The sequence below is a fragment of the Amnibacterium sp. genome, from assembly GCF_051956055.1.
GTDB lineage: Bacteria > Actinomycetota > Actinomycetes > Actinomycetales > Microbacteriaceae > Amnibacterium.
This window is the reverse complement of sequence record NZ_JBQCGC010000028.1, coordinates 1-25,848: the sequence shown is the minus strand read 5'-3', so window position 1 is coordinate 25,848 and position 25,848 is coordinate 1. Positions and strand designations below refer to the sequence as shown.

Genomic DNA, 25,848 nt, shown 5'->3' with positions numbered 1-25,848 from the left:
ACACCGGTCGGGGACAGAACGACCTGTCTGTCCCCGTGTTTCCCTCCCCAGAACGGGTGACGGCGCGTCAGGAGAGCTGGTTGGCCTCCACCCAGCGCAGGTACTCGTCGTCGACGGTGCCGGTCACGTACTCGCCCGTGAAGCAGCTCATCTCGAGCTCGGTGAGCCCCGAGCCCTCGAGGATCGCGTCCCGCATGTCGTCGACCTCCGGGTAGATGAGGTGGTCGGCGCCGAGCTCGCGGGCGATCTCCGGGATCCTCCTGCCCGAGGCGATGAGCTCGCGCCGGGTGGGCATGTTGATGCCGTAGACGTGCGGGTAGCGCACCGGAGGGGCGGCGGAGGCGAAGGTGACCTTGTTGGCCCCCGCGGCGCGCGCCATGTCGACGATCTCCTTGCTCGTCGTGCCGCGCACGATCGAGTCGTCGACGATCAGGATGTTCTTGCCCTTGAACTCGGTGCCGAGCGCGTTCAGCTTCTGCCGCACGCTCTTCTTGCGCACGGCCTGTCCGGGCATGATGAACGTCCGGCCGACGTACCGGTTCTTGTAGAACCCCTCCCGGTAGGTGATCCCGAGGCGCTGCGCGAGCTGCATGGCGGAGGGCCTGGCCGAGTCGGGGATCGGCATCACTACGTCGATGTCGCCCATGGGCGTGTACTGCGCGACGGTGTCCGCGAGCCGGTCGCCCAGGCGGAGGCGTGCGTCGTAGACGGAGATGCCGGACATCGTCGAGTCAGGGCGGGCGAGGTACACGTACTCGAACGAGCACGGCACCAGCCGGGGGTGCTCGGCGCACTGCTGCAGGTGCAGCTCGCCGTCGGGCGTGATGAACGCCGCCTCGCCCGGTGCGATGTCGCGCACGATCTCGTACCCGTTGCTCTCGAGCACGAGGGACTCGGAGGAGACCATCCACTCGTCCCGCTGGACCCCCGGCAGGTGGTCCGCACTCCTCCTGCCGAGCGTCAGGGGCCGGATGCCGAACGGGTCGCGGAAGGCGAGCAGGCCGCGGCCGGCGATCAGGGCGATCGCGGCGTAGGAGCCCTCCACCCGCTCGTGCACGCGGCGCACGGCCGTGAAGACCTGCTCGGGGTCGAGCTCGAGGCCCGACAGCTGCGACTGCAGCTCGTTCGCGAGCACGTTCACGAGCAGCTCGGTGTCCGAGTCGCTGTTGAGGTGGCGCCGGTCGACGTGGAACAGGTCCTGCTGCAGCTCCCGCACGTTCGTGAGGTTGCCGTTGTGCACGAGGAGGATCCCGTAGGGGGCGTTCACGTAGAAGGGCTGCGCCTCCTGCTCGCTCGCCGCGGAACCGCGGGTCGCGTAGCGGACGTGCCCGAGCCCGGTGCTGCCGAGGAGGGTGCGCATGTCGCGGGTGCGGTAGGCCTCCCGGACCTGGCCCTTCACCTTGACCATGTGGAAGGAGCCGCCCTCATCGGTCGCGATGCCAGTCGAATCCTGACCGCGGTGCTGCAGCAGCAGCAGCGCGTCGTAGATGAGCTGGTTGACCGGCTGGGCGGCGGAGACGCCGACGATGCCGCACATTCGGGTAGAGATCCCCCTGGCCTAGGCTCGAGTGGTGCAGCCGCCATCCTCCCACCCGGCGGTCGGGCCTCGTGCCGAGACCCACCTCGACCGGTACGCCGCCGCCGGGGTGGACACCCGCGCGGGCGACACCGCCGTCGAGCTGATGAAGCGCTCCGTCGCCGCGACGCACGGTCCGCAGGTGCTCGGCGGGGTCGGCGGGTTCGCCGGCCTCTGGGACGCGTCCGCGCTGCTGCGGTACACGAAACCCGTGCTCGCCACCTCCACCGACGGCGTGGGGACGAAGATCGCGATCGCCCAGGCGCTCGACAAGCACGACACCATCGGGCAGGACCTCGTGGGCATGGTGGTCGACGACATCGTCGTCGTCGGGGCCGCGCCGCTCTTCATGACCGACTACATCGCCTGCGGGCGGGTGGTCCCGGAGCGCATCGCGGCGATCGTCGACGGCATCGCGCGCGCGTGCGCCGCGACGAGGACGGCGCTGGTCGGCGGGGAGACCGCGGAGCACCCCGATCTGATCGCGCCGGACGACTACGACGTCGCGGGCGCGGCCGTGGGCGTCGTCGAGGCGGACCGCCTGCTCGGCGCAGGCCGGGTCCGGGCGGGCGACGCGGTGCTCGCGCTCGCGTCCTCCGGGCTGCACAGCAACGGCTACTCGCTCGTCCGCCGCATCGTGCGGGAGGCGGGGCTCCGCTACGACACCCGGATCGAGGACTACGGCACCTCGCTCGGAGAGGCGCTGCTCGAGCCGACGAGGCTGTACACGGCGGATCTGCTCGACGTGCTCGACGGGCCGCAGGGCGGTGCGGTCCACGCGCTCGGTCACGTGACGGGCGGCGGGCTCGCCGCGAACCTCGCCCGCGTGCTGCCGCAGGGCGTCCGCGTGGACCTCGACCGATCGACGTGGACGCCGCCTCCGGTGTTCTCCGTGCTCGCCGACCTGGGCGGGTTCCCGCTCGGGGACGTGGAGGGCGCCTGGAACCTCGGTATCGGCATGTTCGCCGTCGTCGCGCCGGAGGCCGCCGCCGCGGTCGCCGCGGGCCTGACCGCGGCGGGCGTCCGCACCTGGCAGGTGGGCGAGGTGGGGACCGGCGAGGCCGACGACTCCTACGTGCACGGCGCGAAGGGCGTCGAGGGCGGCGCGGTGCGCCTCGTCGGCGCCTACGCCGCCTGAGTCCAGCACCTCAGCAGGCTGCACTCGCTTCGGCAGGCCATGAGGGCGGCGAGGAGCCTGCCCGAGTGCGATCGGCCTGCCGACGTGCTCTCAACGCACTGGAGCGAGCCGTTCCCGCTGGTCGACGCGCGAACTCGAGGCCGGCCCGCGATCAGCGGTGCGAGTCCTCTTCGGCGAAGTCGTCCTCGGACCAGCCCGAGTGGGCTTCGGAGGAATGTCCGGACAACTCGCGCTCGAGGTCGTTGTAGTTCGTGTCCGGGCTGAAGTACTTCAGCTCCCGGGCGACCTTCGTGTGCTTCGCCTTCTGACGGCCGCGCCCCATGCGTGACCCCCTCACATTGACGTCGCCGCGTCGGGTGAGCTGGCGGCGGAATTGCGAAAACTGGCCATCATCGTAACACGCACCCTTACGGCAGGATGGTGACGGCGCTCGCGCCGGGGGAGGGGGACGACCGTGGTCGCGGTACCCGCTGGGGTCGACGTGGTGGTGATCGGTGGAGGCCAGGCCGGCCTGTCCGTCTCGTACTACCTGCAGCGGCTCGGCGTGCGCAGCGGCGTGGACCAGGTCGTGCTCGACCGCGGGCCCGGCCCTGGCGGCGCCTGGCAGCACCGGTGGGAGGCGCTCCGCCTCGGATCCGCCCATCGGGTGCACGACCTGCCGGGCATGCGGCGCGCGGGCATCACCTTCGAGACCGCCGACCGGAGCCGCCCGGCCCGGGACGTCGTCGCCGAGTACTACGGGCACTACGAGCGGTTCTTCGGTCTGGACGTGCGTCGACCGGTCGCGGTCGCGGCCGTCTACGACCGGGGCGCCGAGCTGGTCGTGCGCACCACCGCGGGTGAGATCGCGACGCGCGTCGTGGTGAACGCGACCGGCACCTGGGGCGCGCCGTTCGTGCCGTACTACCGCGGCATCCGCGACTTCACCGGGCGGCAGGTGCACACCTCCACGTACCGGGACGCGAGCGATTTCGCCGGCCTCCGCGTGCTCGTGGTCGGCGGCGGCACGTCCGCGATCGGCTTCCTCCTCGAGCTCGAGGGCGTCGCCGCCAAGACCTTCTGGGCGACGCGGCGCCCGATCGACTACCTCGACCAGGGCACGCTCGACCTCGAGGCCGCGGTGAACGCGGTCGAGCAGCAGGACGCGGCCGCGCGCACCGGCCGCGCGCTGCCCTCCATCGTGTCCGGCACGGGCGTGCAGAAGACGCGCCGCATCGCGGCGGCGATCGAGCGCGGGGTGCTGGCGCCCCGGCCGATGTTCGACCACCTCGAGCGGGAGGCGGTCGTCTGGCCGGACGGCTCGAGGGAGCGCATCGACGCGATCGTCTGGGCGACCGGGTTCCGCCCCGACATCCGGCATCTCAGCCCCCTCCGCCTCCACGAGAAGACGGGCGGCGTGCAGGTCACGAGCGGTGCGGCGGAGCGCGACCCGCGCATCTTCTTCGCCGGGTACGGCCCGACGGCGAGCACGATCGGCGCGAACCGCGCCGGGCGGACGCTCGCCCGGCAGGTCTTCGCCGCGCTCGGCGAGACGACGATGCCGGTCGAGGCGACCCCCGACTCCGCGCCGACCGTGCTCGAGGTGCCCCGCGAGCCGGACCCGCAGGACCACGTCGCGCAGCTGATGGCCCGCTTCTTCACCGACGCCTGACCTTCGCGGATCCGGTGTCCTCCCGCGGATCCGGAGATCCTCGGCGACACGCCGAGCGCACGCCCCCTCCCGACGGCGTGTCGCGGACTTCTTCCGGATCCGCGAATCATCGACCGCGGCGCCAGACCTGCTCGATCACGTCGCCGACGTAGGCCGTGTCGCGCACGGCGGCGTTGTGCGTGAACCGGAGGGGCGGCGTGCCCAGGTATGCGATGACGGCGTCGCGCTCACGGTCGCGCACGACGGCCTGCCCGGAGTGGTGCTTGACGCCGTCGGACTCGACCGGGAGCCATTCGTCGACGAGACCGTCCGTCCGGTACAGCTGCGTGATCCACGCCTGGCTCCGCCACGGCATGCGCCGGTCCAGGGTCTCGAGGCGGAGGAACGTCTCACCGACGGACTCGGCGAGTGCGTCGCTGCGGTCGACCGCGGCGACCGCGCTCGCCGGCAGCGCCGCGCGGAGGGTCGCGGTCGACGCCGGCGTCATGACGCTCGGACCCCCTGCCGCATTCCGAGCCGAGTCGACCGCCGCGGTGAGCCAGCGGGTCGAGGTGCAGTGGGCCATCTGCCGGATGGCGTCCGCGGGCGACACCCGCCACCCGCGGGTCGGCTCGATCCTGGCCTCCCAGTGCAGTCGCACAGCGGGGTCGTCCCCGGCGTGCACGTGCCGCGAGGCGTCCGTCGAGCGGCGCATCCGGGTGATGTCCGGCGGCAGGCTGACGTGGATGCGCGCCTCCATGCCCTCAGGGATGAAGATGCCGTAGGACTCGGCTGCGGAGACGCAGCCCAGCAGACCGCCGGTCCGGACGGCGAGCACTGCGGTCGCCGGCGCAGCGGGATCCAGGTACCAGCCGATGCGCGGCCGCAGCAGCACGCCGAGGTGCCGGAGCCTCCCGACGTCCGGCCCTGTCAGGCCGGCCGCGACGAACGCGCGGAGCGGGGCCAGCCCGTCGTGCCGGCGCAGCACGTCGTGGGCGATCGCGATGAGGAGGGCGGCGTCTCGGGCCATCGCCGAGGACTCTGGAGCACGCGTCGCGCGCCGGCGCGTGGCTCTCCTGTGGAGGAGCCGCCGATGGCCCGGGAGCTCGCGGATCCGGAAGAAGTCGCCGACACCCCGACGCGAGCCCTTCCGCCGCGGCGTGTCGCGAAGGAACTCCGGATCCGCGAAGGAACTCCGGATCCGCGAACGGCGCGGACGGGAGGGGCGGGCGGGGTCAGCGGGGGGTGAGGTCCTTCTGCTGGTCGAGGGGCTCGGTGTGCAGCTCCTTCGCCGCATCGGCCCCGCCGTGCGCGACACGGCCCTCGGACTCCCGCACGTGCCGCCGCGCCGGCATCCGCGGCCGCACCGGCTCGCCGCGTCGGTCCTGCCCGGGGATGGGGCGGGAGCGGCGGCCGTAGATCAGCTGCGAGGAGTCGAGCAGCCACGGCACGATCGCGAGCGTCACGCCGTGCACGAGCATCAGCTTCTGCCGGATCCGCCTGGCCTTGTGGTTGTGCAGGAGCTGCTCCCACCAGTGGCCGACGACGTAGACCGGGGTGTAGATCGTCACGACCTCGGCGCCGTGGGTCGCGCGGTGCGCCTTCACGTACTTGATCAGCGGCACGCTGATGTCGCGGTACGGGGACGGCACGACCGTGAGCGGCACCGCGATGTTCATCGTCGCCCACTCGTCCTCGAGCCGCTTCGTCGCGGCGTCGTCGATGGAGACGTGGACGGCCTCCAGGGAGTCGTGCTTCGCGGCGATGGCGTAGTCGAGCGCCTTCAGCACGGGCTTCTGCATCCGGCCGACGAGCACGATCGCGTGGTCGCCTTTCGCGCCGAAGGTGGTGTGCGGGTCGACCTCGATCTCCTTCTCGACGTCGCGGTAGTACCGGTTCACGCCGAGCATGAGGAACCACAGGATCGGCATGATCACGAAGACGAGCCACGCGCCGTGCGTGAACTTCGTGATGGTCACGATCACCAGCACCGTCGCCGTCATGGTCGCCCCGACGAGGTTGATGACGAGGCTGCGGATCGTGTTGCTGCGGTCGGGGGCCTTCCTCCGCAGCAGCCCGATCCAGTGCCGCACCATCCCGGTCTGCCCGAGGGTGAACGAGACGAACACGCCGATGATGTAGAGCTGGATGAGGTTGGAGACGCTCGCCCGGTAGATCAGCAGGAGCAGTCCGGCGACGAGCGACAGGACGATCACGCCGTTGCTGAAGATGAGGCGGTCGCCGCGGGTGGACAGCGCCCTCGGCGCGTAGCCGTCGCGGGCGAGCACGCTGCCGAGGAGGGGGAACCCGTTGAAGGCGGTGTTCGCGGCCAGCAGCAGCACGAGCGCGGTCGCCGCCTGCACGAGGTAGAAGAGGGGCGAGGTGGCGCCGAACGTGGCGCCCGCGACCTGCGCCATCAGGCTCGGCTGCGGCGCGCTCGCGCACGCGGTCCAGCCGATGAGCGAGCAGGGCTCCTCCGCGTAGTGCACCCCGGCGATGAGCGCCACGGCGAGCAGGCCGACGAACAGGCAGATGGCGATGAAGCCCATCGCGGTGAGGGTCTTCTGCGCGTTCCTCACCTTCGGGCGGCGGAACGCGGGCACCCCGTTCGCGATCGCCTCGACCCCCGTCAGGGCGGAGCAGCCGCTCGCGAAGGCGCGCAGGACGAGCAGCACCATGCCGACCTGGGTCACCTGGTCCGCGTGCACGGTGTAGCGCGCGCTCTCGGCGACGGGAGGCTGCCCGAGCAGGGTCCTGGCGAGCGCGACGACGACCATGAGCGCGACCGAGGCGATGAACACGTAGGTCGGCAGCGCGAACGCCTTGCTCGACTCCCGCACGCCCCGCAGGTTCACCGCCGCGAGCACCACCACGATCGCGAGCGCCATCTCGACCCGGATCCCGGCGAGCTGCGGCAGGGCGGAGATCACGTTGTCCACACCCGAGGCGACCGACACCGAGACGGTGAGGATGTAGTCGACGAGCAGCGCCGAGGCGACCACGAGCGCGGGGCGCTCCCCGAGGTTCTTCTGCGCGACCTCGTAGTCACCGCCGCCCGACGGGTAGGCCTTGATGAGCTGCCGGTAGGACAGCACCACCACCGTGAGCAGCAGCACCACCACGGCGGCGACCCATGGCGCGAAGGAGAGGAATGCGGTGCCGCCGAGCAGCAGGATGAGCAGCAGCTCCTGCGGTGCGTACGCGACCGACGACAGCGGGTCGGAGGCGAAGATCGGCAGCGCGAGGTGCTTCGGGAGCAGCTGATCCTCGAGCTTGTGCGAGGGCAGTTTCTCGCCCAGGATCAGGCGTTTGACGCCACGACTCTCCCCGTCGGCCGCCGAAGTCACGGGGTGAGAGAGTACTCGCGGGCCCGGGCGTGTCAACACGGGCGCCCGTACCGCCGGAGGTGCCTCCGGGGTCGCTGGGGACCTCGTCCCGCCGCAGCGTTGACCGATCGGTCAGGGATACTGGCTCCGTGCACCTCTTCGCTGCGTTCAGTCTCCGCAACCGCGCGCTGATCGCCCTGGTCACGGTCGTGGCGGCGTTCTTCGGCGTGCTCGCGACGACGGGGCTCAAGCAGGAGCTGATCCCGTCCATCCAGCTGCCCCAGCTCGCCGTGATCTCCACCTACCGGGGCGCCTCGCCGACCATCGTCTCGGAGCGGGTGAGCAAGCCGATCGAGCAGGCCGTGCGCGGCATCCAGGACGTCGACACGACGTCCGCGCGGTCGTCGACGGGCACCTCGACCGTCAGCATCAGCTTCGCGTACGGCACCGACCTGAACTCCGCCGAGCAGAAGGTCAGCGCCGCCATCAACGCGCTGCAGTCCTCCCTCCCCTCCGGCGTCTCGCCGCAGGTCGTCGCCGGGAGCCTCGACGACCTGCCGATCGTCGCCCTGTCCGTCACCGGAGACGCGTCCACGACCGAGCTCGCGACCGCCGTGCAGGACTCGGTGCTCCCGAAGCTCGAGAAGCTCGCCGGGGTCCGCGCGGCGTCACTCTCCGGTGCGCCCGGCACCCGCATCACGATCACGCCGAAGAACGCGCTGAAGGACCACGGGCTGCAGCCGTCGGTCATCTCGCAGACCCTGCAGGCGTCCGGGGCCCTGGTGCCGGGAGGCAGCCTCACGCAGGACGGGCGCACCCGCTCGATCGAGATCGGCACGGAGCTCGGCGGCGCGAGCGACATCGCCGCGCTGCCCCTCGCCGGGGTCACGCAGCAGCAGTGGAACGCGCGGGGCGGTTCGCTCTCCCGCCCGCCGCGCATCGGAGACGTCGCGTCGGTGCAGCAGGAGCACGACCCGGTCACCACGGTCGCGCTCGTGAACGGCAAGCCCGCCCTCACGATCTCGGTGACGAAGCTGCCCGCCGCGAATACCGTCCAGGTCTCGAAGGAGGTGGCGGACGCGCTGCCCGGCCTCCGGGGCGCGCTCGGCCCCGGCGGGACGTTCACGCCGGTGTTCGATCAGGCGCCGTTCATCACCCAGTCGATCGACTCCCTGCTGCAGGAGGGCGGACTCGGGCTGCTGTTCGCCGTCGTCGTGATCCTGCTGTTCCTGCTCAGCGTGCGGGCGACCCTGGTCACCGCGATCAGCATCCCGACCTCGGTGCTGATCACGCTCGTCGGGATGCAGGCGGCGCAGTACTCCCTGAACATCCTCACCCTGGGCGCGATCACGATCGCGATCGGGCGCGTGGTCGACGACTCGATCGTCGTCACGGAGAACATCGCGCGGCACTTCCGGGAGGAGTTCCCCGGGTTCGCGAACAACCGCGAGGACCGGGCGCGGATCGCCCCGGACGCGCGGCGACGCGTCGTCCTCGAGGCGGTGCGGGAGGTCGCCGGCGCGGTCACCGCCTCCACGGCGACCACCGTGGCCGTGTTCCTGCCGATCGCGTTCGTCGGGAGCACCGCGGGCGAGCTGTTCCGGCCGTTCGCGCTCACCGTCACGATCGCGCTCGCGTCCTCGCTGCTGGTGGCGCTGACGATCGTCCCGGTCCTCTCCTACTGGTTCCTCCGGCCGGGACGCAGCAAGCGGGAGTCGGCGAAGCGCCTCCCGCCGCTCCAGCGCGCGTACCGCCCGATCCTCTCGGGCACGCTGCGTCACCCGTGGGTGACCGTGCTCGCGGCGCTCGTCGTGCTCGGGCTCACCGTCCTCCTCCTGCCGCGGCTGCAGACGAACTACCTCGGCTCGACGGGGCAGAACACGCTCACCGTCACGCAGACCGTGGCGGACGGCACGAGCCTCGACGTCCAGACCGCCGATGCGCGCGCGGTGGACCGCACCCTCCGCTCCATCGACGGCGTCCGGGTGGTCAGCGCCACGATCGGCACGAGCGGCAACGCGGCCCGCGACGCGTTCGTCGGCGGCCAGGGCTCCAAGATCACCTACTCCGTGACGACCGACGAGAACCAGGACCAGGACGCGCTGCAGCAGCGGATCCGCACCCGGCTCGGCGGCGCGCAGGGCGAGTACCAGGTGACCTCCGGCCAGGGCTTCGGCGCGTCCAGCGACATCACGGTGGACATCACCGCGGGCAACCCGGACGCCCTGAGCACCGCGGCAGGACGCATCCTCACGAAGGTGCGGAGCCTCTCGTCCGTCTCGCAGGCCACGAGCGACCTGACCGCGACCCAGCAGTACCTCGCCGTCCGCGTGGACGCGGACAAGGCCGCGCAGGCGGGCTACACGGAGGCCTCCCTTGCGCAGTACGTCGCGGCGCAGACCCAGCCGACCGACATCGGCTCGATCACGGTCGGCAACGACAGCATCACCGTCTACCTCCAGGCGCAGGATCCGCCCACCACCCTCGACGCGCTGAAGCGGCTGGACGTGCCGACCCCGACCGGCACGAAGCAGCTGTCGAGCCTCGCGACCGTGTCGCTCAGCACCGAGCCCGCCGCGATCACGAGCACCGACGGCGCCAGGAGCGCGACGGTCACCGCGACGCCGAAGGGCACGAACACGGGCGCCGCGATCGCGCAGGTGCAGCGCGCGATCGACGGCCTGTCGCTGCCGGGCGGGGCCTCGGCGACCCTCGGCGGCGTCGCCTCCGATCAGACGACCGCGTTCCAGCAGCTGTTCCTCGCGCTGCTCGCCGCCATCCTGATCGTCTACACGATCATGGTCGCGACGTTCAGGAGCCTCCGGCAGCCGCTGCTGCTGCTCGTGTCGGTGCCGTTCGCGGCGACCGGCGCGATCCTGCTGCAGCTCGTCTCGGGGATCCCGCTCGGCGTCGCGTCGGTGATCGGCCTGATCATGCTCGTCGGCATCGTCGTGACCAACGCGATCGTCCTCATCGACCTGGTCAGGCAGTACCGGGAGAAGGGCGAGACGGTGCGGAACGCGGTGCTCGACGGCGCGTCCCGCCGGCTGCGCCCGATCCTGATGACCGCGCTCGCCACGATCTTCGCGCTCGTGCCGATGGCCTCCGGGTTGACCGGGCACGGCGGCTTCATCTCGCAGCCGCTCGCGATCGTGGTGATCGGCGGCCTCGTCTCCTCCACGGTGCTGACGCTGATCGTGCTGCCGACCCTGTACTTCCTGGTGGAGGGGCGGCGGGAGCGGCGCGACGAGCGCCGATCCCGGAAGGACGCACCGGCTCCCGCCCGGGACCGCGAACCCCTCCCCGCCGGCCGCTGAGAGCACGTCAGCAGGACTGAGGAGCACGAGCAGGACCCAGGCGGCGATCCTGTCCTGCCGATGCTCGTGGGTCCTGCTGTCGTGCTCGATCGGCGCGGCGGTACCATGGAGGGTCGGCCCGGACCGCTCGTGGTGTCCATCGGCCGAATGTCGCGTCGCACCCGACGCGCTCACCCGGCCCGCCGCCTTCGCGCAGCGCCCTGATCGGACGGATCATCCGCATGCCCGCACGCCCTCGTGACAACCGCACCCCCGACGGCGCGAAGCGCCGCTGGACCCCGGAGGAGCGGGCCGCCCGCGGTCGGTCCTCCGGGTCCCCCCGCGGCGCGAGCGCCGACGGCGGCCGGGCCGCGAAGCGCGCCGAGCGCTTCGGCGAGCAGGGCGAGGAGCGGCGCACCGGCAAGGGCGTCGACTGGTACCCGGGCCCGCGCACGAACCCCAAGCGAGGCGACCAGCGCCCAGGTCGGCGCTTCGGCGACCGCGATGAGCGGCCGCGTCGGGACGATCGGGCGGGGCAGGGACGCTTGGGTGCTCGCGATGAGCGGCCGCGCAGGGACGACCGCGACGCGGGACGGCCGAACCGCCACGCTCGACCCGAGCGCGAGCTCCGGCCGAGCCGCGCGGCGAGCGACCGTCCGTCGCGCCCGGACCGCAGGCCGTCCGACCGCACCGAGCGCCCGCAGCGCCGCGTCGTAGACCGGGCCTCGGGCCGTCCCGTGCGGAACGACCGGAACGACCGGAACGACCGGTTCGACCGGAACGACCGTCGCGCCCCGCGCCAGGACGAGCGGCGCCCGCAGCGCGACGAGCGGCGCGAATCCCGCTTCTTCGGCGGTCAGGATCGGGCGAGCCGGTTCGAGCCCCAGGAGGACGTGGTGCTCGACCGGCTGCAGGGCGAGGTCGTCACCGCCGAGCAGGTCGCAGGGCGCAGCTTCGCCGACCTCGGCCTCGGGGAGCAGATCACGAAGGCGCTCGCCGAGCTCGGCGCGACCGAGCCGTTCCCGATCCAGGCCGCGACGATCCCCGCGGCGCTCGCGGGCCGCAACGTGCTCGGGCGCGGACGCACCGGTTCGGGCAAGACGATCGCGTTCGGCGCCGCGGTGGTCGAGCGGCTGCTGCGCAACTGGGCGGCGGCCGGCCGCACGGGATCGGGGCGCCGCACCGGCCGGCCCCCGCGTGCGCTGATCCTCGCGCCGACCCGGGAGCTCGCGCTGCAGATCGATCGCACCGTGCAGCCGATCGCCCGCGCGGTCGGGCTCTACACGACGCAGATCGTCGGCGGGGTGCCGCAGGCGCGGCAGGTCGGCGCGCTCGCCAAGGGCGTCGACATCGTGATCGGCACGCCGGGACGCATCGAGGACCTGCTGGCGCAGCGGCGCCTCGATCTCGGCGCGATCGAGATCGCCGTGCTCGACGAGGCGGACCACATGGCGGACCTCGGCTTCCTCGAGCCGATCCAGCGCCTCCTGCGGCAGGTGCCGGCGGAGGGGCAGCGCCTGCTCTTCTCCGCGACGCTCGACGCCGCCGTGACCGAGCTCGTCGACGAGTTCCTGCCCGACCCGGACGTGCACGAGGTCGCGGAGGCGGAGGGGTCGACGACCGCCGACCACCGGGTGCTCGTGATCGAGCAGGGCGAGAAGCTGTCCGTGCTGGCCGCGCTCGTCGGCTCGGTCGGGCGATCGCTCGTGTTCGCGCGCACCCGCGCGTTCGCGGAGCAGCTCGCGGACGAGCTCGACGGGGAGGGCGTGCGGGCCGAGAGCCTCCACGGCGACCTCAACCAGGCCAGACGCACCCGGAACCTCGCCCGCTTCAGCGAGGGGAAGGTCGCGGCCCTCGTCGCGACCGACGTCGCGGCCCGCGGCATCCATGTCGACGACGTCGAGCTCGTCGTGCACGCGGACTCGGCGGAGGACTACAAGACCTACCTCCACCGCTCGGGACGCACCGGCAGGGCCGGCGCCTCCGGCACGGTCGTGACCCTCATCACCGCGCGCCGCAGGAGGCGCTTCACCGAGCTGCTCGAGCGCGCCGGGATCGAGGCCGAGTTCACGGTGCTCCGGGCGGGCGAGGACCCGGTCGCCGCGCTCGCGGGCGCCAGGAGGGGATGATCGCCTGATGGTCGACCTCGCAGCTGCCTTGGACGTCGCCGACTGGCGACGCCGCACCCACGCCGAGTACCGGGAGGTGCAGGAGGCGAGGGACCCTGCCGCCGCGTGGTCGGCGTGGCGCGCGAGCCGGGACGGCCTCTTCCGCGCCCACCCCGCCTCCCCGCTCCTGCCGGAGGACCGGGCGACGTTCGACGGCCTGCGATTCCCCGACTACGACCCCGCATGGCGCTTCGAGGCGCGGATCGAGGCGGCGGAGCCCGCGCACCTGGACGTGCCGACCGGCACGGACGGCGTCGTCCCGTTCGACCGGGTCGGTGTGGTGCGGCTCGGTGACGCCGGCACGCTCGACGTGTGGTGGCTCGGCTCCTACGGCGGCGGCCTGTTCATCCCCGTGAAGGACGCCTCCGCCGGCAGACCGGGCGGCACCTACGGCGGGGGCCGCTATCTGATCGACACGGTGAAGGGCGCCGACCTCGGCCGCTCGGCCGCCGGGATCGTGCTCGACCTCAACTTCGCCTACAACCCCTCCTGCGCCTACGACCCGGAGTGGGCGTGCCCGCTCGCCCCGCTCGGCAACACGCTGCGCGTCGAGGTGCCGGTGGGCGAGCGCACCTTCCACGACGAGCCCTGACGGGTGTGGAGGAGGGGGCGGCGGTGTCCGAGCGAGCGACTAGCCTCCCGGCCGTGACCGACGTCCTGCGCGCCCCCGCGAGCCCCGCGCTCGAGGTGCTGCACCGGGTCTTCGGGTACGAGTCGTTCCGTGGGCGGCAGGCGGAGGTGGTCGACGCCGTCGTCGCCGGCGGGGACGCGGTCGTGCTCATGCCCACGGGTGCCGGCAAGTCCCTCTGCTACCAGGTGCCCGCGCTCGTGCGGCGCGGGACCGGGCTCGTCGTCTCGCCGCTGATCGCGCTCATGCACGACCAGGTCGACGCGCTGCGCGCCGCGGGCGTGCGCGCGGAGTTCCTCAACTCGACCCAGTCGCTCCCGGAGCGCGCGGAGGTCGAGCGGGCGCTGCTCGCCGGCGAGGTCGACCTGGTCTACATCGCCCCCGAGCGCCTGTCGTCCGACTCGGTCCGAAACCTGCTCGATCGGGTGGCCGCCGGCCCGGGGCTCTCGGTGTTCGCGATCGACGAGGCGCACTGCGTGTCCCAGTGGGGGCACGACTTCCGGCCCGACTACCTCGCGCTCGCGGACCTGGTGGGCCGGTGGCCCGGCGTGCCGACGATGGCGCTGACCGCGACGGCCACGGAGGCGACGCACCGCGAGCTGACGGCGCGGCTGCACCTCGAGAACGCGCTGCACGTCGTCGCGAGCTTCGACCGGCCGAACATCCAGTACCGCATCGTGCCGAAGGACGACCCGAAGCAGCAGCTCCTGAAGCTCATCCGGGAGGAGCACCGGGGGGACGCGGGCATCGTCTACGCGCTCTCCCGCAACTCGGTCGAGCAGACCGCCACCTGGCTGGCGCAGCACGGCGTCGACGCCATCCCGTACCACGCGGGTCTCGACGCGCGGATCCGGGCCGCGAACCAGTCGCGGTTCCTCCGCGAGGACGGCGTGGTGGTCGTGGCGACGATCGCGTTCGGCATGGGCATCGACAAGCCCGACGTCCGCTTCGTCGCCCACATCGACGTGCCGAAGTCGGTGGAGGGCTACTACCAGGAGACCGGTCGTGCCGGCCGGGACGGGCTGCCGTCCACGGCCTGGCTCGCCTACGGGCTGCAGGACGTCGTGCAGCAGCGCCGGTTCATCGACCAGAGCGTCGGGGACGCCGCGCACAAGCGCAAGCAGTCGGCCAACCTCGACGCGATGCTCGCGCTCTGCGAGACCGTCGGCTGCCGGCGCCGTCAGCTGCTCGCCTACTTCGGGCAACCCACCGACCAGGACTGCGGCAACTGCGACACGTGCCTGAACCCCGTCGACACCTGGGACGGCTCGGTCGCCGCGCAGAAGCTGCTGTCGACGATCGTGCGGCTGAAGCGCGAGCGGAACCAGCAGTTCGGCGCCGGCCACATCATCGACATCCTCCGCGGCAAGCGCACCCCGCGCACCGAGTCGAACCGGCACGACGACCTGAGCGTCTTCGGCGTCGGCGCCGACCTCTCGGAGCGCGCGTGGCGGAGCGTCGTCCGGCAGCTCATCGCGCAGGGGGTCGTCCTGGTCGCCGACGACTACGGCACGCTCGGCCTGGGCCCGCACGGGCCCGCGGTGCTGAAGGGCGAGCAGCCGGTCCGGCTCCGGCACGACCTCGAGCGGGCGTCGACGGGCGGCGGCCCGCGGCGCGCGAAGCCGGTCGCCGCGGACCTCGATGCCGATGCGCAGGAGCTGTTCGAGCAGCTGCGGCAGTGGCGGGCCGATCAGGCGAAGGAGCAGAGCGTGCCGGCCTACGTCGTCTTCGGCGACGCGACCCTCCGGGCGCTGGCGACCGAGCGGCCGCAGACCGAGACGGCCCTCGCCGGCATCAGCGGCATCGGGGCGGCGAAGCTCGAGCGCTACGGCGAGGACGTGCTGGCCATACTGGCGCGGTGACCGAGTTCTGCTCCTCCCGCCTCCTCCTCCGGCACTGGCGGGAGGAGGACCGGGAGCCCTTCGCGGCCATGGGCGCGGACCCCGAGGTGATGGAGCACTTCCCCGCGCGGCTGTCGCACGCGGAGTCGGACGCGTTCATCGACCGGGCCGGCTCGACGCTCGAGGACCGCGGCTGGGGGCTCTGGGCGGTGGAGGAGTTGGCGACGGGGCGCTTCATCGGCTTCACCGGGCTGAACGTCCCGGGTTTCGAGGCGCCCTTCCTCCCGGCCGTCGAGGTCGGCTGGCGGCTGCGCCGCGACGCGTGGGGCCACGGCTACGCCACGGAGGCGGCGCGGGCCGCGCTCGCGGTGGCGTTCGACGACCTCGAGCTGCCCGAGATCGTCTCCTTCACGGCCGTATCGAACATCCGATCGCAGGCGGTCATGCGGCGACTGGGCATGACGACCGACCCGGCGGAGGACTTCGACCATCCGGCCGTGGCCGTGGGCAGCCCGGTGCGCCGCCATGTCCTCTACCGCCTCCGCCGTCTTCACGGATGAGGGCGCGGGCCCTTATCCGTGAAGAGGGGAGCGGCTACAGGGCGTCGAGCCGCGCGACCGTGTCGGCGTCGAGGGTGAAGTCGACCTGCGCGTTCTCTGCGATCCGCTTCGGGGTCACGGACTTCGGGAGGGGCAGCACCCCCTTCTCGAGCAGGGAGCGGATCGCGACCTGCGCGGGCGTGCGGCCGACCCGCTCGGCGATGTCGTCGAGCGTGCCGGCGTCGAGCAGCTCGCCGGTCGCGAGCGGCGAGTACCCCTCGACGAGCACGCCGTGCTGCTGGCACCAGGCGGTGACGTCGGGCTGGGTGTTGCCGACGAACCAGCGGATCTGGTTGGCGTGCGGTACGACGTCCGTCGCGGCCGTGAGCGCCTCGAGGTCGTCGACCGAGAAGTTGGAGACGCCGATGGAGCGCGTCCTGCCCGCGGCGTAGAGCTCCTCGAACACCTTCCAGACCTCGATGTTCCCGGCCGTGTGGTCCGAGCCGATCGCGGTCCAGGGCCAGGGCGCGTGGATGAGGTAGAGGTCCACGACGCCGAGGTCCAGCCCGCGCTGCGACCGGTCGAACGCGGCGCGAGCGCCCTCCGCGTCCTTGATCTCCGCCGGCAGCTTCGTGGTGATGAACAGCTCGTCCCGGTCGATGCCGCTGTCGCGGACGGCGCGCCCGACGCTCGCCTCGTTGCCGTAGGCGAGCGCCGTGTCGATGTGCCGGTAGCCGGCGTCGAGCGCGGCCCGGACGGCGTCGTACGCGTCCGAGCCGTCCGGGATCTGCCACGTGCCGAACCCGATCTTCGGGATGGCGACGTCGCCGGCGATGGTAAAGGTGTCGGTGAGGACGGACATGAGCCCGAACGCTACGGGCCGGCGACGCGTCCCACCTGAGCGCTCACTCCGCGGCGGCGAGGAACACCTCGGCGGCAGCGGCGAGGCGGCCGGGGTCGTCCACGTGCGCCAGCTCGCGCGCGGAGTGCATCGACAGCAGCGGGGTGCCCACGTCGAAGGTGCGGATGCCGAGCCGCGTGGCGGTGATCGGGCCGATCGTGGAACCGCAGGGCACGTCGTTGTTCGAGACGAACTCCTGCCAGGGCACGTCGGCGGCGGCGCAGACCCGCCCCCACAGCGCGGCGCCCGCCGCGTCGGTGGTGTACCGCTGCACGGCGTTGATCTTCAGCAGCGGGCCCCCTCCGGCGACCGGCCGATTGGCGGGGTCGTGCTTCTCGGGGCGGTTGGGGTGCACAGCGTGCCCGGCGTCGGCCGAGCAGCACCAGGAGGCGGCGATCGCGCGGGCGAGGTCCTGGCGCCCGCCGCCGAGCGCGGCGGTCACCCGTTCGAGCACGTCCGTGAGCAGGGGTCCCGCGGCGCCGGAGCGGGTCTCGGAGCCGACCTCCTCGTGGTCGAACGCGGCGAGCACCGCGATCGCGCCGCCCGGGCGGACGGCCTCCATGGCTCGGAGCCCGGCGTGCACCGAGCTGAGGTTGTCGAGGCGGGGGGAGGCGAACAGGTCGCCCGCGACGCCGAACCGCCGCGGGGGCTGCGTGTCGCAGGTGATCAGGTCGTAGCCCGCGACGTCGTCGGCCCGGACGCCGGCGAGCTCGGCGATCGCCCCCACCACGTCACCGTCCGCACCGGCGCCGAGCACCGGCTGCAGGTCGCGCTGGCGGTCGGGGGAGAAGCCGTTGTTGAGCTCGCGGTCGAGATGGATCGCCAGGTGGGGCACGCGGGCCCACGGGCCGGTCCGGACGAGGTGGACGGTCCCGGCCGCGTCGACGACCCGGCCGGCGAGCTCGAGCTCACGGTCGAACCAGGAGGCGAGGATCGGACCGCCGTACACCTCGACGCCGGCCTGGACGAAGCCGCCGGAGCCGAAGGTCGGCTTCGGCTTCAGCTTGAGCCCGGGCGAGTCGGTGTGCGCTCCGAGCACCCGGTACGGCGTGGTCGCGGTGGCGTCCTCCGGGATCGCGAGCGCGACGACGGCGCCGTCCCGCTGCAGCACGACGCGTGCGCCCGGCACGACGGTTTCGGCCCAGTCGTCCGTCTCCTCGAGCAGGGTGAACCCGGCGCCGACCAGCCGTCGGACCACCTCCGCCGCGGCGTGGTAGGAGCTGGGGGAGGCGGTGACGAAGTCCGCGAGGTCGTCGATGTGCGAGGAGCGGTCCACCCGCTCATTCAACGCGATCGAGCCGACCGTGCGATTCGAAGGGGTTCCTGCCCGGCCGAGCCGCGCAGGAACCCCTTCGAAATGCACTGGGCGAGGGTCACTCGCCGAGGATGCGGTACAGCTCCCGGCGCAGCTCGTCGACCTTCTCGGTCGCGCGGGCGCGCTGCTCGGCGGTCACGCCGCCCCGGAACTGCATGGCCGCGCCGGCGAGCTTGCCGAACGCGGTCATCAGCGCGTCGCCGCCGGCGAACCGGTCGCCGGCGCTGCGGAACGCGGCGTCGATCTCCTCCCGGTGCGCCTCGACGTAGGTGCGCCCGGCGTCCGTGAGGTCGTACGCCCCGCGGGGGCCGCCCTCCTGGCTGATCAGGCCCTCGTCGACGAGCTGCGCGAGGGTCGGGTAGACCGAGCCGGGGCTCGGCGTCCACGCGCCCTCCGTCTTCTCGCCGATCGCCTTGATCAGGCCGTAGCCGTTCGACGGGCCGTCGGACAGCAGGCCGAGGATCGCGCTGCGGACGTCGCCGCGGCGGGCGCGGGGTCCGTGCGGGCCGAAGCCCGGGCCGGGGCCGAAGCCCTTGAACGCGCGGAGGGCCTCGGCCGGGCCGTCCCACGGGCCGCCGAAGCCGCCGCGGGGGCCGCGGTGGCCGAAGGGTCCGTCGAAGCGGCCGCGGAAGGCGCCGTGCTGCGGGTGGTGGTCGTGGTGGTCGTGCATGTGCTCCATGAGTGGTGCTCCTTCTTCAGATCCGGTTGTCGTGATGCGTCACGATATATCGGTGAACAGCGAGACGCAAGCGTGCATTCCCGGTTCCGTCCCGGGGTCCGCCCGGACGCCTCGCAGGCGGGCCGGGCACGGTGGAGGTTCCGACGGAAGGAGACGGTCATGGCGATCGACGACAAGGCCTCGAACGCCGCCGAGCAGCTCGGCGGCAAGGCCAAGGAGGCCGCCGGCAAGGCGACGGGCGACGAGCGGCTCGAGGCGGAGGGTCGGGGCGACCAGACCTCGGCCAAGGTGAAGAAGGTCGGCGAGGACGTCAAGGACGTCTTCCGCTGATCCTCCCGCCGAACCCGCGGATCCGCATGGACGCCGCGACACGCCGATCAGCCGCGCTCCGCGGCGGCGTGCCGAGGAGGAACTGCGGATCCGCGGGGCCGGCCGGTGTCACTCCCGGCCGAAGATCGCGGCCTGGTGCGGGCCCACGCCGCCCTCGAGCAGGCGCTCGCCGGGTTCGGGGATGAAGTCCGCGGCCACGTCGCCCACGTTCAGCACCACCGAGACGGCGTCGTCGTCCCCCGTCATCCGGTAGACGAGCACGTCGTTCTCGACGTGGAGCTGCTCGTAGCGCCCGTGCGCCAGCCACCGCTTCCTGCGCCGCAGCGCGATGAGCCGCTGGTGGAGTCGGCGCACGGCCTCGCCGGAGCTCGGCAGCCCGCCCGGGTCGTCGGGGAACCGCGGGCGCACCGCGTCGTCGCCGCCCGCGCGGTCCTCCTTGACGCCGCGGAACCCCTCCTCGTCCCCCGCGTAGACCACCGGGGTGCCGCCGACCGTGAACAGGACGGTGAGCGCGTGGGCGAGATGGCGCTCGTCCTCGAGCCGGCTCGCGATGCGCGTCGTGTCGTGGTTGCCCACGAACGTCGCCGGCAGGAACGACTCGACCATGTCCCGGTGACGCCCGAGCGACCACGCGAGCTCCCACAGGTTCCGCTCGTTCAGGGCGCTCCAGATCGCCTTCCACAGCTCGTACTGGGTCACGCTGTCGAGGCCGGAGTCGCGCACGAACGCCGGGTAGTCGCCGTGGATGACCTCGCCGAGCAGCCAGGCGTCCGGATGGCTCGCATGGACGGCGTCGGCGACCCGGCGCCAGAACCCCGTCGGGACCGCGTAGGCCGCGTCGAGCCGCCACCCGTCGATCCCGGCGTCGAGCCAGTACCGCATCACGCGCACGACGTGCTCGAGCACCGCGGGTTCGTCGTGGTTCAGGGCGACGAGCGCGCTGTGCCCCTCGAAGTCGGCCCAGCCGGCCCCCGACCGGACGAACCAGCGCTCCGCCTCCGGGTCCCCCTCCTCGGCTCGCCGGAACATCGGGAACGACCGTCCGACGTGGTTGAAGACGCCGTCGAGCACGACACGGATCCCGCGGCCGTGCGCGGCCGCGACGAGCGCGCGGAGATCCGCCTCGTCGCCGAGGCGGGGGTCGATCCGGAGATGGTCCCGCGTGTCGTAGCCGTGGGTCTCGGAGTCGAACACCGGCCCCAGCTGCAGGCCGTTCGCGCCGAGTCCGATCACATGGTCCAGCCACGCCGTCAGCTGCGGCAGGCGATGGTGCACCGGGGATCCCTCGGGCCGGTCCCGCTCCGCGCCCGTGAACCCCAGCGGGTACACGTGCCAGAGGATGACGTCTTCGAACCGCATGGCATCCCTCCCGCCGGAGCGCGAGCCTAGGCGCAGGCGCCCGGGCGGACCCGCCGAGGGGCCGGAGCGACGGCGGCCAGCACCTCGTCCGCGGCGGCGGGCATGTCGTCGGAGCAGCGCGATGGGAGCCCGGTACCGTCGGCCTCGCCCGCGTGCGCCCGCACCCGGGACACCGTCGGGGGAGGGGCTTCGTGCGCACCACGCATCGCGCCGCACCCGCCTCGCGCGACCTGCGCGCCCCGTCACCCCTGCGCGTGCGTCGGCGGGTGCTCAGCGTGCTGGCGGCGCTCGTGTGCGTCGGCATCGCGCTCGTGAGCGTGACCGACCCGTACGCGGGCGCGACCGCCGCCCCGTACTACCGCCAGCCCGTCCTCGCGGGTCATCAGGCGGTGCAGCGGTTCGCGATCGCGGGCGGCTACGCCCTCGTCTCCATCCACCGGGACGGGTACACCACGGAGGTCGTGGACTCGGGAGGCTCGGCCGCTCCGAGCGGACCGGTCGCGCCGGCATCGGTCGCGCAGGCGTACGCCGCGGGGCTCGTCGCGTCCCGCGGCTGGGCGGCGAGCGAGTTCGGCTGCCTCGTGAGCCTGTGGAACCGCGAGTCCGGCTGGAACGCGCACGCCGCGAACCCCAGCGGCGCCTACGGCATCCCCCAGGCGCTGCCCGGCAGCAAGATGGGCAGCGGTTGGCAGGACGACTACAGGGTCCAGATCCGGTGGGGGATCGGGTACATCGCCGCGCGGTACGGCAGCCCGTGCGGCGCGTGGGCGCACTCGAACGCGGTCGGCTCCTACTGAACCGCCCGCGCTCGAGCGGTCACCTCGTGCCGGGGAGCTGAGCTCGGCCCGGGACGGGCCGCCGCATCACGAGCGGGTGCGGATGCTCAGCGCGAGGAGCGGGCACAGGTCGACCGCCTCGCGGGCCGCCGTCATCTCGTCCCCGCGCAGCGGCAGATCGGACCCGCCGCCGCGCACGAGCGGGTACCCCCACGGGTCCCGGCCGAGACCGGCGAGCAGCTCGGTGCAGACCCCGCGCCCACGGCACTTGGTCCAGTCGATGTGCAGCGTCGGCGCCGCGGTGCGGGCGCTCATCGCCGGCCCGCCGTGCACGTGCCGCGCAGGTGGGCGCCGACGTCGGCCGCGAAGGCCTGCATCGCGGACGCGATCATCCGAGCGGTGCCGTCCGGGTGGTGGCAGGCGCCGCGGCCGTCCACGAGCCGGATCAGCTTCTGGATCTCCTGCGGGATGCGCGGGTCGCGGTCGCGGCGAGCGAGCATGCTCGTCATCTCAGCGAGCGCCGGCAGGCCATTGACGCACGGGCCGCACTGCCCCGCGGTCTCGGCGGCGAGGTAGCCGGCGATCTCCGAGGTCACGCGCAGGCCGCAGTCGTGCTGGCCGACGACCAGCAGGATGCCCGCGCCGGCGGGGATCGAGCCGCGGCCGCCGCCCGAGCCCACGGGGCGGTCGAGCGCGTCCGGCCCGACCCAGGTGCCGTGGTAGCCGCCGACGAGCACCCCGGCGATCGGCCCGGGCCTGGCCGCGGCGAGCACCGAGCGCAGCGTCGCCCCGCCGGGACCCTCCGTCACCCCCGACCGCTCGACGTCGCCGGCGATGGAGAACAGCCGGGTGCCCGGGTCGGTCTCCGTGCCGATGGACCGGAAGCGGTCGGCGCCGTAGCGCGCGATGAGGGCGACGTGGGCCAGGGTCTCCACGTTCTGCACGAGCGTCGGACGCCCGCGGAGCCCCTTCGTGGTGAGCCGTACCGCGTGGTCGACGGGGAGCGCGTTCCCGGAGGTCAGCAGGTTCACGACCGCCGACGCCTCCCCGCTGACGAACCGGTCCTCGGTGACGGTCACCCGGACGCTCTCCGCGTCGCGCCGCTCGCTGATCGCCCGGCGCACGCTGTCCTCGCTGGAGGGGCCGACGACCAGGTGCGCCTCGCGGGCCCGGACGGCGTGCGCGCTCGCGATGAGCCCGTCGAGCACGAGGTGCGGTCGCTGGTTCAGGAGGAGCTCGTCCTTGACGCTGAGCGGCTCGCCCTCGGAGCCGTTGCCGACGACGATCCCGCGAGGGGCCATGGCACGGAACTTCGTCGCCGTCGGGAACGCGGCGCCGCCGCGTCCGGTCAGGCCGCTCCGCGCGAGCTCGTCGACGAGGTGGCTCGGCGCCCGCAGGGGGCCGAGCGCGGCGACGTGCGCCTGGTAGGAGTGGCCGACGTCCACCAGCAGGCGGGGGAAGCCGAGGGTCGAGGCGGGTCGCTCCGCGACGGGGGTGGAGGTCATCGGACGGGCTCCGTTCGGGCGTGGCGGTACTCGACGAATCCGGTCGTGGCACGCCAGATCGTCGCTGCGGCGACGGTGACCACCGCGACCGCAGTGAAACCGAGGAAGGGGAGGCTGCGGCCGTCGCTGCCGTTGGTGATGCCGTGCAGCACCGCGAACGGCCACATGGCGTACGAGGCCCAGTGCACCGCGCGGAACGCGCGGCGACCGATCCAGCGGCGCAGCAGCGCGGTGATCACGAGCGCGAGGGTCAGGTCGAGGGAGAGCGTCCCGAGACCCACCGCGATCGGGTTCACCTTCGCGATGAAGGGCACGATCAGGTCGACGAACCGCAGCTGCGCGTACGGGTCGAGCAGCAGGGACCCGACGTGCACGCCGAGAAAGACGACCGACAGCAGCGCGATGTTGCGATGCGACAGCAGCACCCCGAACCGGGGCAGGGATGCCAGGGGCCGGCCCGACCTCGTCACGATGCCGAGCAGCATCGACAGCGTCATGAGGGCCAGGAGGACCACGCCGCTCCCGCGCCCGAGGGCCCAGAACGCTTCGCTCATCTCACGCCACCGCCATCGTCTCGGCCGGCCAGCCGTTCAGGAGGACCACGCCGCGGTCCGCGGCCACGAGTCGGGCCGGCAGTCCGCTCGCGAGCAACCCGTCGACCGCCGACTCGCCGGCCACGACCGCCGCGGTCGTCGCCGCGTTCGCGCGGGCCGCCGTCGGCGCGACCACGGAGACCGTGCGCCACACGGCTGCCGCGGGGCGGCCGAGTCGCGGGTCGGTGATGTGGTGCACCTGCTCGTCGCCCCGCCGCCAGGTGCGCTTCAGCGTGCTCGAGGTGGCGAGGGCGTACCCGGCCTGCACGGCGACCTGCGTCTCGGGCTCCCCGGGGGCATCGCGCACGGTCACCTGCCAGCCGCCGTCCGGCGCCGGTCCGGCGGTGGCGAGGTCGCCACCGAGGTTCATGAGCACCCCGCAGCCCAGCTCGGCCGCGATGTCGCGGGCGATGAGGTCGGCCGCGGCGGCCTTCGCGGTCGCGCCCAGGTCGAGCTCCAGCCCCTCCGGCACCGTGAGCCGGTCCCCGTCGAGCTGCACCGCCTGCCAGGTCAGCGGAGGCCGCATCACCACACGGACGGGACGGTCCTCGTCGAGGATCAGCCGGATGTCGCGGTCGTAGCCCGCCGCGTCGAGCACGCGGCCGAGGGTCGGATCGCAGAGACCGTCGGTCTCGGCCGCCGCCTGGAGGGCGGTGTCGACGAGGTGCGCGAGCGTCGGGGAGATGCTGACGGGCCGGCCGGACGGGAGGCGCCGCAGCTCGGAGTCGGGACGGAAGCGGTCGCACGCGTCGCCGACCGCCGTCAGCCAGGCGTCGGCGATCGCCGAGGCCTCATCGACTCGCGACGGGTCCGTGACGAGCAGGTGGGCGTCGCAGCTCCAGATGCGCCATGCGCGCTCGCCGAACATCACGATCCTCCCGACGACGAGCTGCTCTGCCCGGAGCCGGCGCTCACGCCGGAGCCGGTGCTCGAGGACGAGGACGAGGACGACGAGGGCTGCGTCGCGGGCGCCGACGCGGCCGCGCTGGACGGCGTCGACCGGGGGGTCGTCGAGGCGGACGGTGACGAGGTGCGGTGCGCAGCCGGCGAGGACGGCGTCGCGGCCTTGGCCGACTGGATGCCCGTGTACGCGGCGATGCCGAGGCCGCCGAGCACGACGACGCCGGACAGCGCGACGGCGCTGGTGAACGATGCGACGGTCTGACGGCCGTGTTCTCGAGTGTTCATGTGACCTCCTCGGCACCACTGTGCCGGGGGAGAGGCGCCCGGGGGCTTGACGGCACCGGAACATCGGCTATGCCTTCCGACGCCGTGGTGAGAGACCTCACACGTTCGTGAGCGGACTCAGCGGGGAGGGCGACCTTTCGAGGATTCTTGGATCATGTCCCGCAGGATGCTTCGCCGCCGTCCGCGCGGCGCGGGAAGGGACGCATGTCGCGCGTGCTCGTGATCGAGGACGATCCGATGATGGCCCGCCTCCTCGAGGAGGGGCTCCGGGCCGACGGCCACGAGGTCCAGGTCGCGAGCACCGGAGCGGCCGGGATCGTCGCCGCGACGAACGCGCCGTTCGACCTCGTCGCCACCGACGTGATGCTGCCGGACGTCGACGGGTTCGAGATCTGCCGGTTCCTCCGCGCCAGGGGGATGAGCGTCCCGATCCTCCTGCTCACGGCCCGCGACGCCGTCGACGACCGGGTGAAGGGCCTCGACACGGGCGCGGACGACTACCTCGTGAAGCCGTTCGCGTTCGCCGAGTTCGCCGCTCGGGTCCGCGCGCTGCTGCGCAGGCCGGCCGCGATCGGCGCCGCCGACCTGGCGCTCGGGCCCCTGCGGCTCGACCTCGCCCGGTCGGAGATGACGGTCGACGGCCGGACCCTGGCGCTGAGCAAGCGGGAGTTCGCGGTGCTCCGCGCCCTGCTCGAACGCGCAGGCGAGACGGTGACCCGGGAGGTGCTCCTCGAGGATGTGTGGGGGACGACCTTCATCGATCCGACGATCGTCGACCAGTACATCCGGTACGTGCGACGCAAGCTGACGGCCGCGACCGAGCGCGTCGTGGTGGAGACGATCCGGGGCGTCGGGTACCGCCTCACGGAGGCCCCGTGACGGGGTTCGGGCTCCGGGCCCGTCTCGTGCTCGGCGGCGCGCTCATCGCCGGGCTGGTCCTCATGGCGGCGCTGCGCGTGGCGCGCATGGAGATCGCCGCGGCGCGGGCGCGCGCCGACCGCCGGCTCGGCACGGGCGCCAAAGCCCCCTACGTCACAGACCAGGAGGCGCAGCCGGACGG

General features: G+C 73.1%; 24 protein-coding genes. 12 read left to right on the top strand and 12 right to left on the bottom strand.

All coding sequences use genetic code 11. The features are described 5' to 3' along the window. Window positions 1-67 precede the first annotated feature (67 nt). A complete protein-coding gene (gene purF / locus ACTHLI_RS04260; RefSeq protein WP_440181729.1) occupies window positions 68-1,537 on the bottom strand; it encodes an amidophosphoribosyltransferase in 1,470 nt (489 codons plus the stop codon). Between the two features lie 34 nt (window positions 1,538-1,571). On the opposite strand from purF, the gene purM reads away from it, so the two are divergent. Then, window positions 1,572-2,714 carry a phosphoribosylformylglycinamidine cyclo-ligase gene (gene purM / locus ACTHLI_RS04255; protein WP_440181728.1) on the top strand — a complete coding sequence of 381 codons (1,143 nt, stop codon included), beginning with the start codon at window positions 1,572-1,574 and terminating at the stop codon, window positions 2,712-2,714. Window positions 2,715-2,865: 151 nt separating this feature from the next. Here the strand turns inward: purM and ACTHLI_RS04250 are convergent, their stop codons facing one another. Further along, complete coding sequence (locus ACTHLI_RS04250; protein ID WP_440181726.1) at window positions 2,866-3,036, bottom strand: DUF3073 domain-containing protein; 171 nt, start codon at window positions 3,034-3,036, stop codon at window positions 2,866-2,868. A 132-nt stretch (window positions 3,037-3,168) separates the two neighbouring features. On the opposite strand from ACTHLI_RS04250, the gene ACTHLI_RS04245 reads away from it, so the two are divergent. Further along, entirely contained in the window at window positions 3,169-4,365 is a 1,197-nt protein-coding gene (locus tag ACTHLI_RS04245; protein WP_440181725.1) for an NAD(P)-binding domain-containing protein, read from the top strand. Window positions 4,366-4,471: 106 nt separating this feature from the next. On the opposite strand, the gene ACTHLI_RS04240 is transcribed toward ACTHLI_RS04245, so the two are convergent. Together ACTHLI_RS04240 and ACTHLI_RS04235 are read right to left on the bottom strand one after the other, a co-directional pair. Next, entirely contained in the window at window positions 4,472-5,374 is a 903-nt protein-coding gene (locus ACTHLI_RS04240) for a hypothetical protein (protein ID WP_440181724.1), read from the bottom strand. 205 nt (window positions 5,375-5,579) lie between these two features. Beyond that, window positions 5,580-7,691 (bottom strand): APC family permease, encoded by a 2,112-nt coding sequence (locus ACTHLI_RS04235; RefSeq protein ID WP_440181723.1) that lies wholly within the window; start codon window positions 7,689-7,691, stop codon window positions 5,580-5,582. Window positions 7,692-7,819: 128 nt separating this feature from the next. Here ACTHLI_RS04235 and ACTHLI_RS04230 point away from each other — a divergent pair, with 128 nt between their 5' ends. From ACTHLI_RS04230 to ACTHLI_RS04210, 5 genes are all read left to right on the top strand, one after another. Further along, window positions 7,820-10,987 (top strand): efflux RND transporter permease subunit, encoded by a 3,168-nt coding sequence (locus ACTHLI_RS04230; RefSeq protein WP_440181722.1) that lies wholly within the window; start codon window positions 7,820-7,822, stop codon window positions 10,985-10,987. A 221-nt stretch (window positions 10,988-11,208) separates the two neighbouring features. Further along, window positions 11,209-13,095, top strand: a complete 1,887-nt coding sequence (locus ACTHLI_RS04225; RefSeq protein WP_440181720.1) for a DEAD/DEAH box helicase — start codon at window positions 11,209-11,211, stop codon at window positions 13,093-13,095. A gap of 7 nt (window positions 13,096-13,102) precedes the next feature. Beyond that, window positions 13,103-13,726: a DUF1684 domain-containing protein gene (locus tag ACTHLI_RS04220; RefSeq protein ID WP_440181719.1), complete on the top strand. Its 624-nt coding sequence runs from the start codon at window positions 13,103-13,105 to the stop codon at window positions 13,724-13,726. Window positions 13,727-13,779: 53 nt separating this feature from the next. After that, complete coding sequence (gene recQ / locus ACTHLI_RS04215; RefSeq protein WP_440181718.1) at window positions 13,780-15,624, top strand: DNA helicase RecQ; 1,845 nt, start codon at window positions 13,780-13,782, stop codon at window positions 15,622-15,624. Then, complete coding sequence (locus ACTHLI_RS04210) at window positions 15,621-16,163, top strand: GNAT family N-acetyltransferase (protein ID WP_440181717.1); 543 nt, start codon at window positions 15,621-15,623, stop codon at window positions 16,161-16,163. Before recQ ends, ACTHLI_RS04210 begins: the two co-directional genes overlap by 4 nt. A 34-nt stretch (window positions 16,164-16,197) precedes the next feature. Here the strand turns inward: ACTHLI_RS04210 and ACTHLI_RS04205 are convergent, their stop codons facing one another. The 3 genes from ACTHLI_RS04205 to ACTHLI_RS04195 all read right to left on the bottom strand — a co-directional run bounded on the left by ACTHLI_RS04205 (window position 16,198) and on the right by ACTHLI_RS04195 (window position 19,037). After that, window positions 16,198-17,004, bottom strand: coding sequence for an aldo/keto reductase (locus tag ACTHLI_RS04205; RefSeq protein ID WP_440181716.1), 807 nt, complete (start codon window positions 17,002-17,004; stop codon window positions 16,198-16,200). 43 nt (window positions 17,005-17,047) lie between these two features. Continuing rightward, window positions 17,048-18,319: a M18 family aminopeptidase gene (locus ACTHLI_RS04200; RefSeq protein WP_440181715.1), complete on the bottom strand. Its 1,272-nt coding sequence runs from the start codon at window positions 18,317-18,319 to the stop codon at window positions 17,048-17,050. A gap of 97 nt (window positions 18,320-18,416) precedes the next feature. Continuing rightward, window positions 18,417-19,037 (bottom strand): PadR family transcriptional regulator, encoded by a 621-nt coding sequence (locus ACTHLI_RS04195; RefSeq protein WP_440181713.1) that lies wholly within the window; start codon window positions 19,035-19,037, stop codon window positions 18,417-18,419. A 159-nt stretch (window positions 19,038-19,196) separates the two neighbouring features. Here ACTHLI_RS04195 and ACTHLI_RS04190 point away from each other — a divergent pair, with 159 nt between their 5' ends. Further along, window positions 19,197-19,367, top strand: a complete 171-nt coding sequence (locus tag ACTHLI_RS04190) for a CsbD family protein (protein ID WP_440181712.1) — start codon at window positions 19,197-19,199, stop codon at window positions 19,365-19,367. 108 nt (window positions 19,368-19,475) lie between these two features. Here ACTHLI_RS04190 and ACTHLI_RS04185 read toward each other — a convergent pair whose 3' ends face one another. Beyond that, window positions 19,476-20,726, bottom strand: a complete 1,251-nt coding sequence (locus tag ACTHLI_RS04185; protein ID WP_440181711.1) for an alpha-amylase family glycosyl hydrolase — start codon at window positions 20,724-20,726, stop codon at window positions 19,476-19,478. A gap of 191 nt (window positions 20,727-20,917) precedes the next feature. Here ACTHLI_RS04185 and ACTHLI_RS04180 point away from each other — a divergent pair, with 191 nt between their 5' ends. Continuing rightward, window positions 20,918-21,523: a lytic transglycosylase domain-containing protein gene (locus ACTHLI_RS04180; RefSeq protein WP_440181710.1), complete on the top strand. Its 606-nt coding sequence runs from the start codon at window positions 20,918-20,920 to the stop codon at window positions 21,521-21,523. Window positions 21,524-21,589: 66 nt separating this feature from the next. Here ACTHLI_RS04180 and ACTHLI_RS04175 read toward each other — a convergent pair whose 3' ends face one another. The 4 genes from ACTHLI_RS04175 to ACTHLI_RS04160 are packed head-to-tail and all read right to left on the bottom strand — an operon-like array spanning window position 21,590 to window position 24,468. Further along, window positions 21,590-21,817 carry a ferredoxin gene (locus ACTHLI_RS04175; RefSeq protein WP_440181708.1) on the bottom strand — a complete coding sequence of 76 codons (228 nt, stop codon included), beginning with the start codon at window positions 21,815-21,817 and terminating at the stop codon, window positions 21,590-21,592. After that, complete coding sequence (locus ACTHLI_RS04170) at window positions 21,814-23,007, bottom strand: NADH-ubiquinone oxidoreductase-F iron-sulfur binding region domain-containing protein (RefSeq protein ID WP_440181707.1); 1,194 nt, start codon at window positions 23,005-23,007, stop codon at window positions 21,814-21,816. The genes ACTHLI_RS04175 and ACTHLI_RS04170 overlap by 4 nt, the downstream gene beginning before the upstream one ends. Further along, on the bottom strand, window positions 23,004-23,561 hold the full coding sequence (locus ACTHLI_RS04165; RefSeq protein ID WP_440181705.1) for a ferric reductase-like transmembrane domain-containing protein: 558 nt from the start codon (window positions 23,559-23,561) through the stop codon (window positions 23,004-23,006). The genes ACTHLI_RS04170 and ACTHLI_RS04165 overlap by 4 nt, the downstream gene beginning before the upstream one ends. 1 nt (window position 23,562) lies before the next feature. Beyond that, window positions 23,563-24,468: an FAD:protein FMN transferase gene (locus ACTHLI_RS04160; protein WP_440181704.1), complete on the bottom strand. Its 906-nt coding sequence runs from the start codon at window positions 24,466-24,468 to the stop codon at window positions 23,563-23,565. Between the two features lie 57 nt (window positions 24,469-24,525). Between ACTHLI_RS04160 and ACTHLI_RS04155 the strand changes: the two genes are divergently transcribed. The 3 genes from ACTHLI_RS04155 to ACTHLI_RS04145 all read left to right on the top strand — a co-directional run. Continuing rightward, window positions 24,526-24,765 (top strand): hypothetical protein, encoded by a 240-nt coding sequence (locus ACTHLI_RS04155; RefSeq protein WP_440181702.1) that lies wholly within the window; start codon window positions 24,526-24,528, stop codon window positions 24,763-24,765. A gap of 227 nt (window positions 24,766-24,992) precedes the next feature. After that, window positions 24,993-25,667 carry a response regulator transcription factor gene (locus tag ACTHLI_RS04150; RefSeq protein WP_440181701.1) on the top strand — a complete coding sequence of 225 codons (675 nt, stop codon included), beginning with the start codon at window positions 24,993-24,995 and terminating at the stop codon, window positions 25,665-25,667. Then, window positions 25,664-25,848 (top strand): hypothetical protein (locus tag ACTHLI_RS04145; RefSeq protein WP_440181699.1); only part of this gene is annotated, 185 nt, incomplete at its 3' end. The genes ACTHLI_RS04150 and ACTHLI_RS04145, both read left to right, overlap by 4 nt.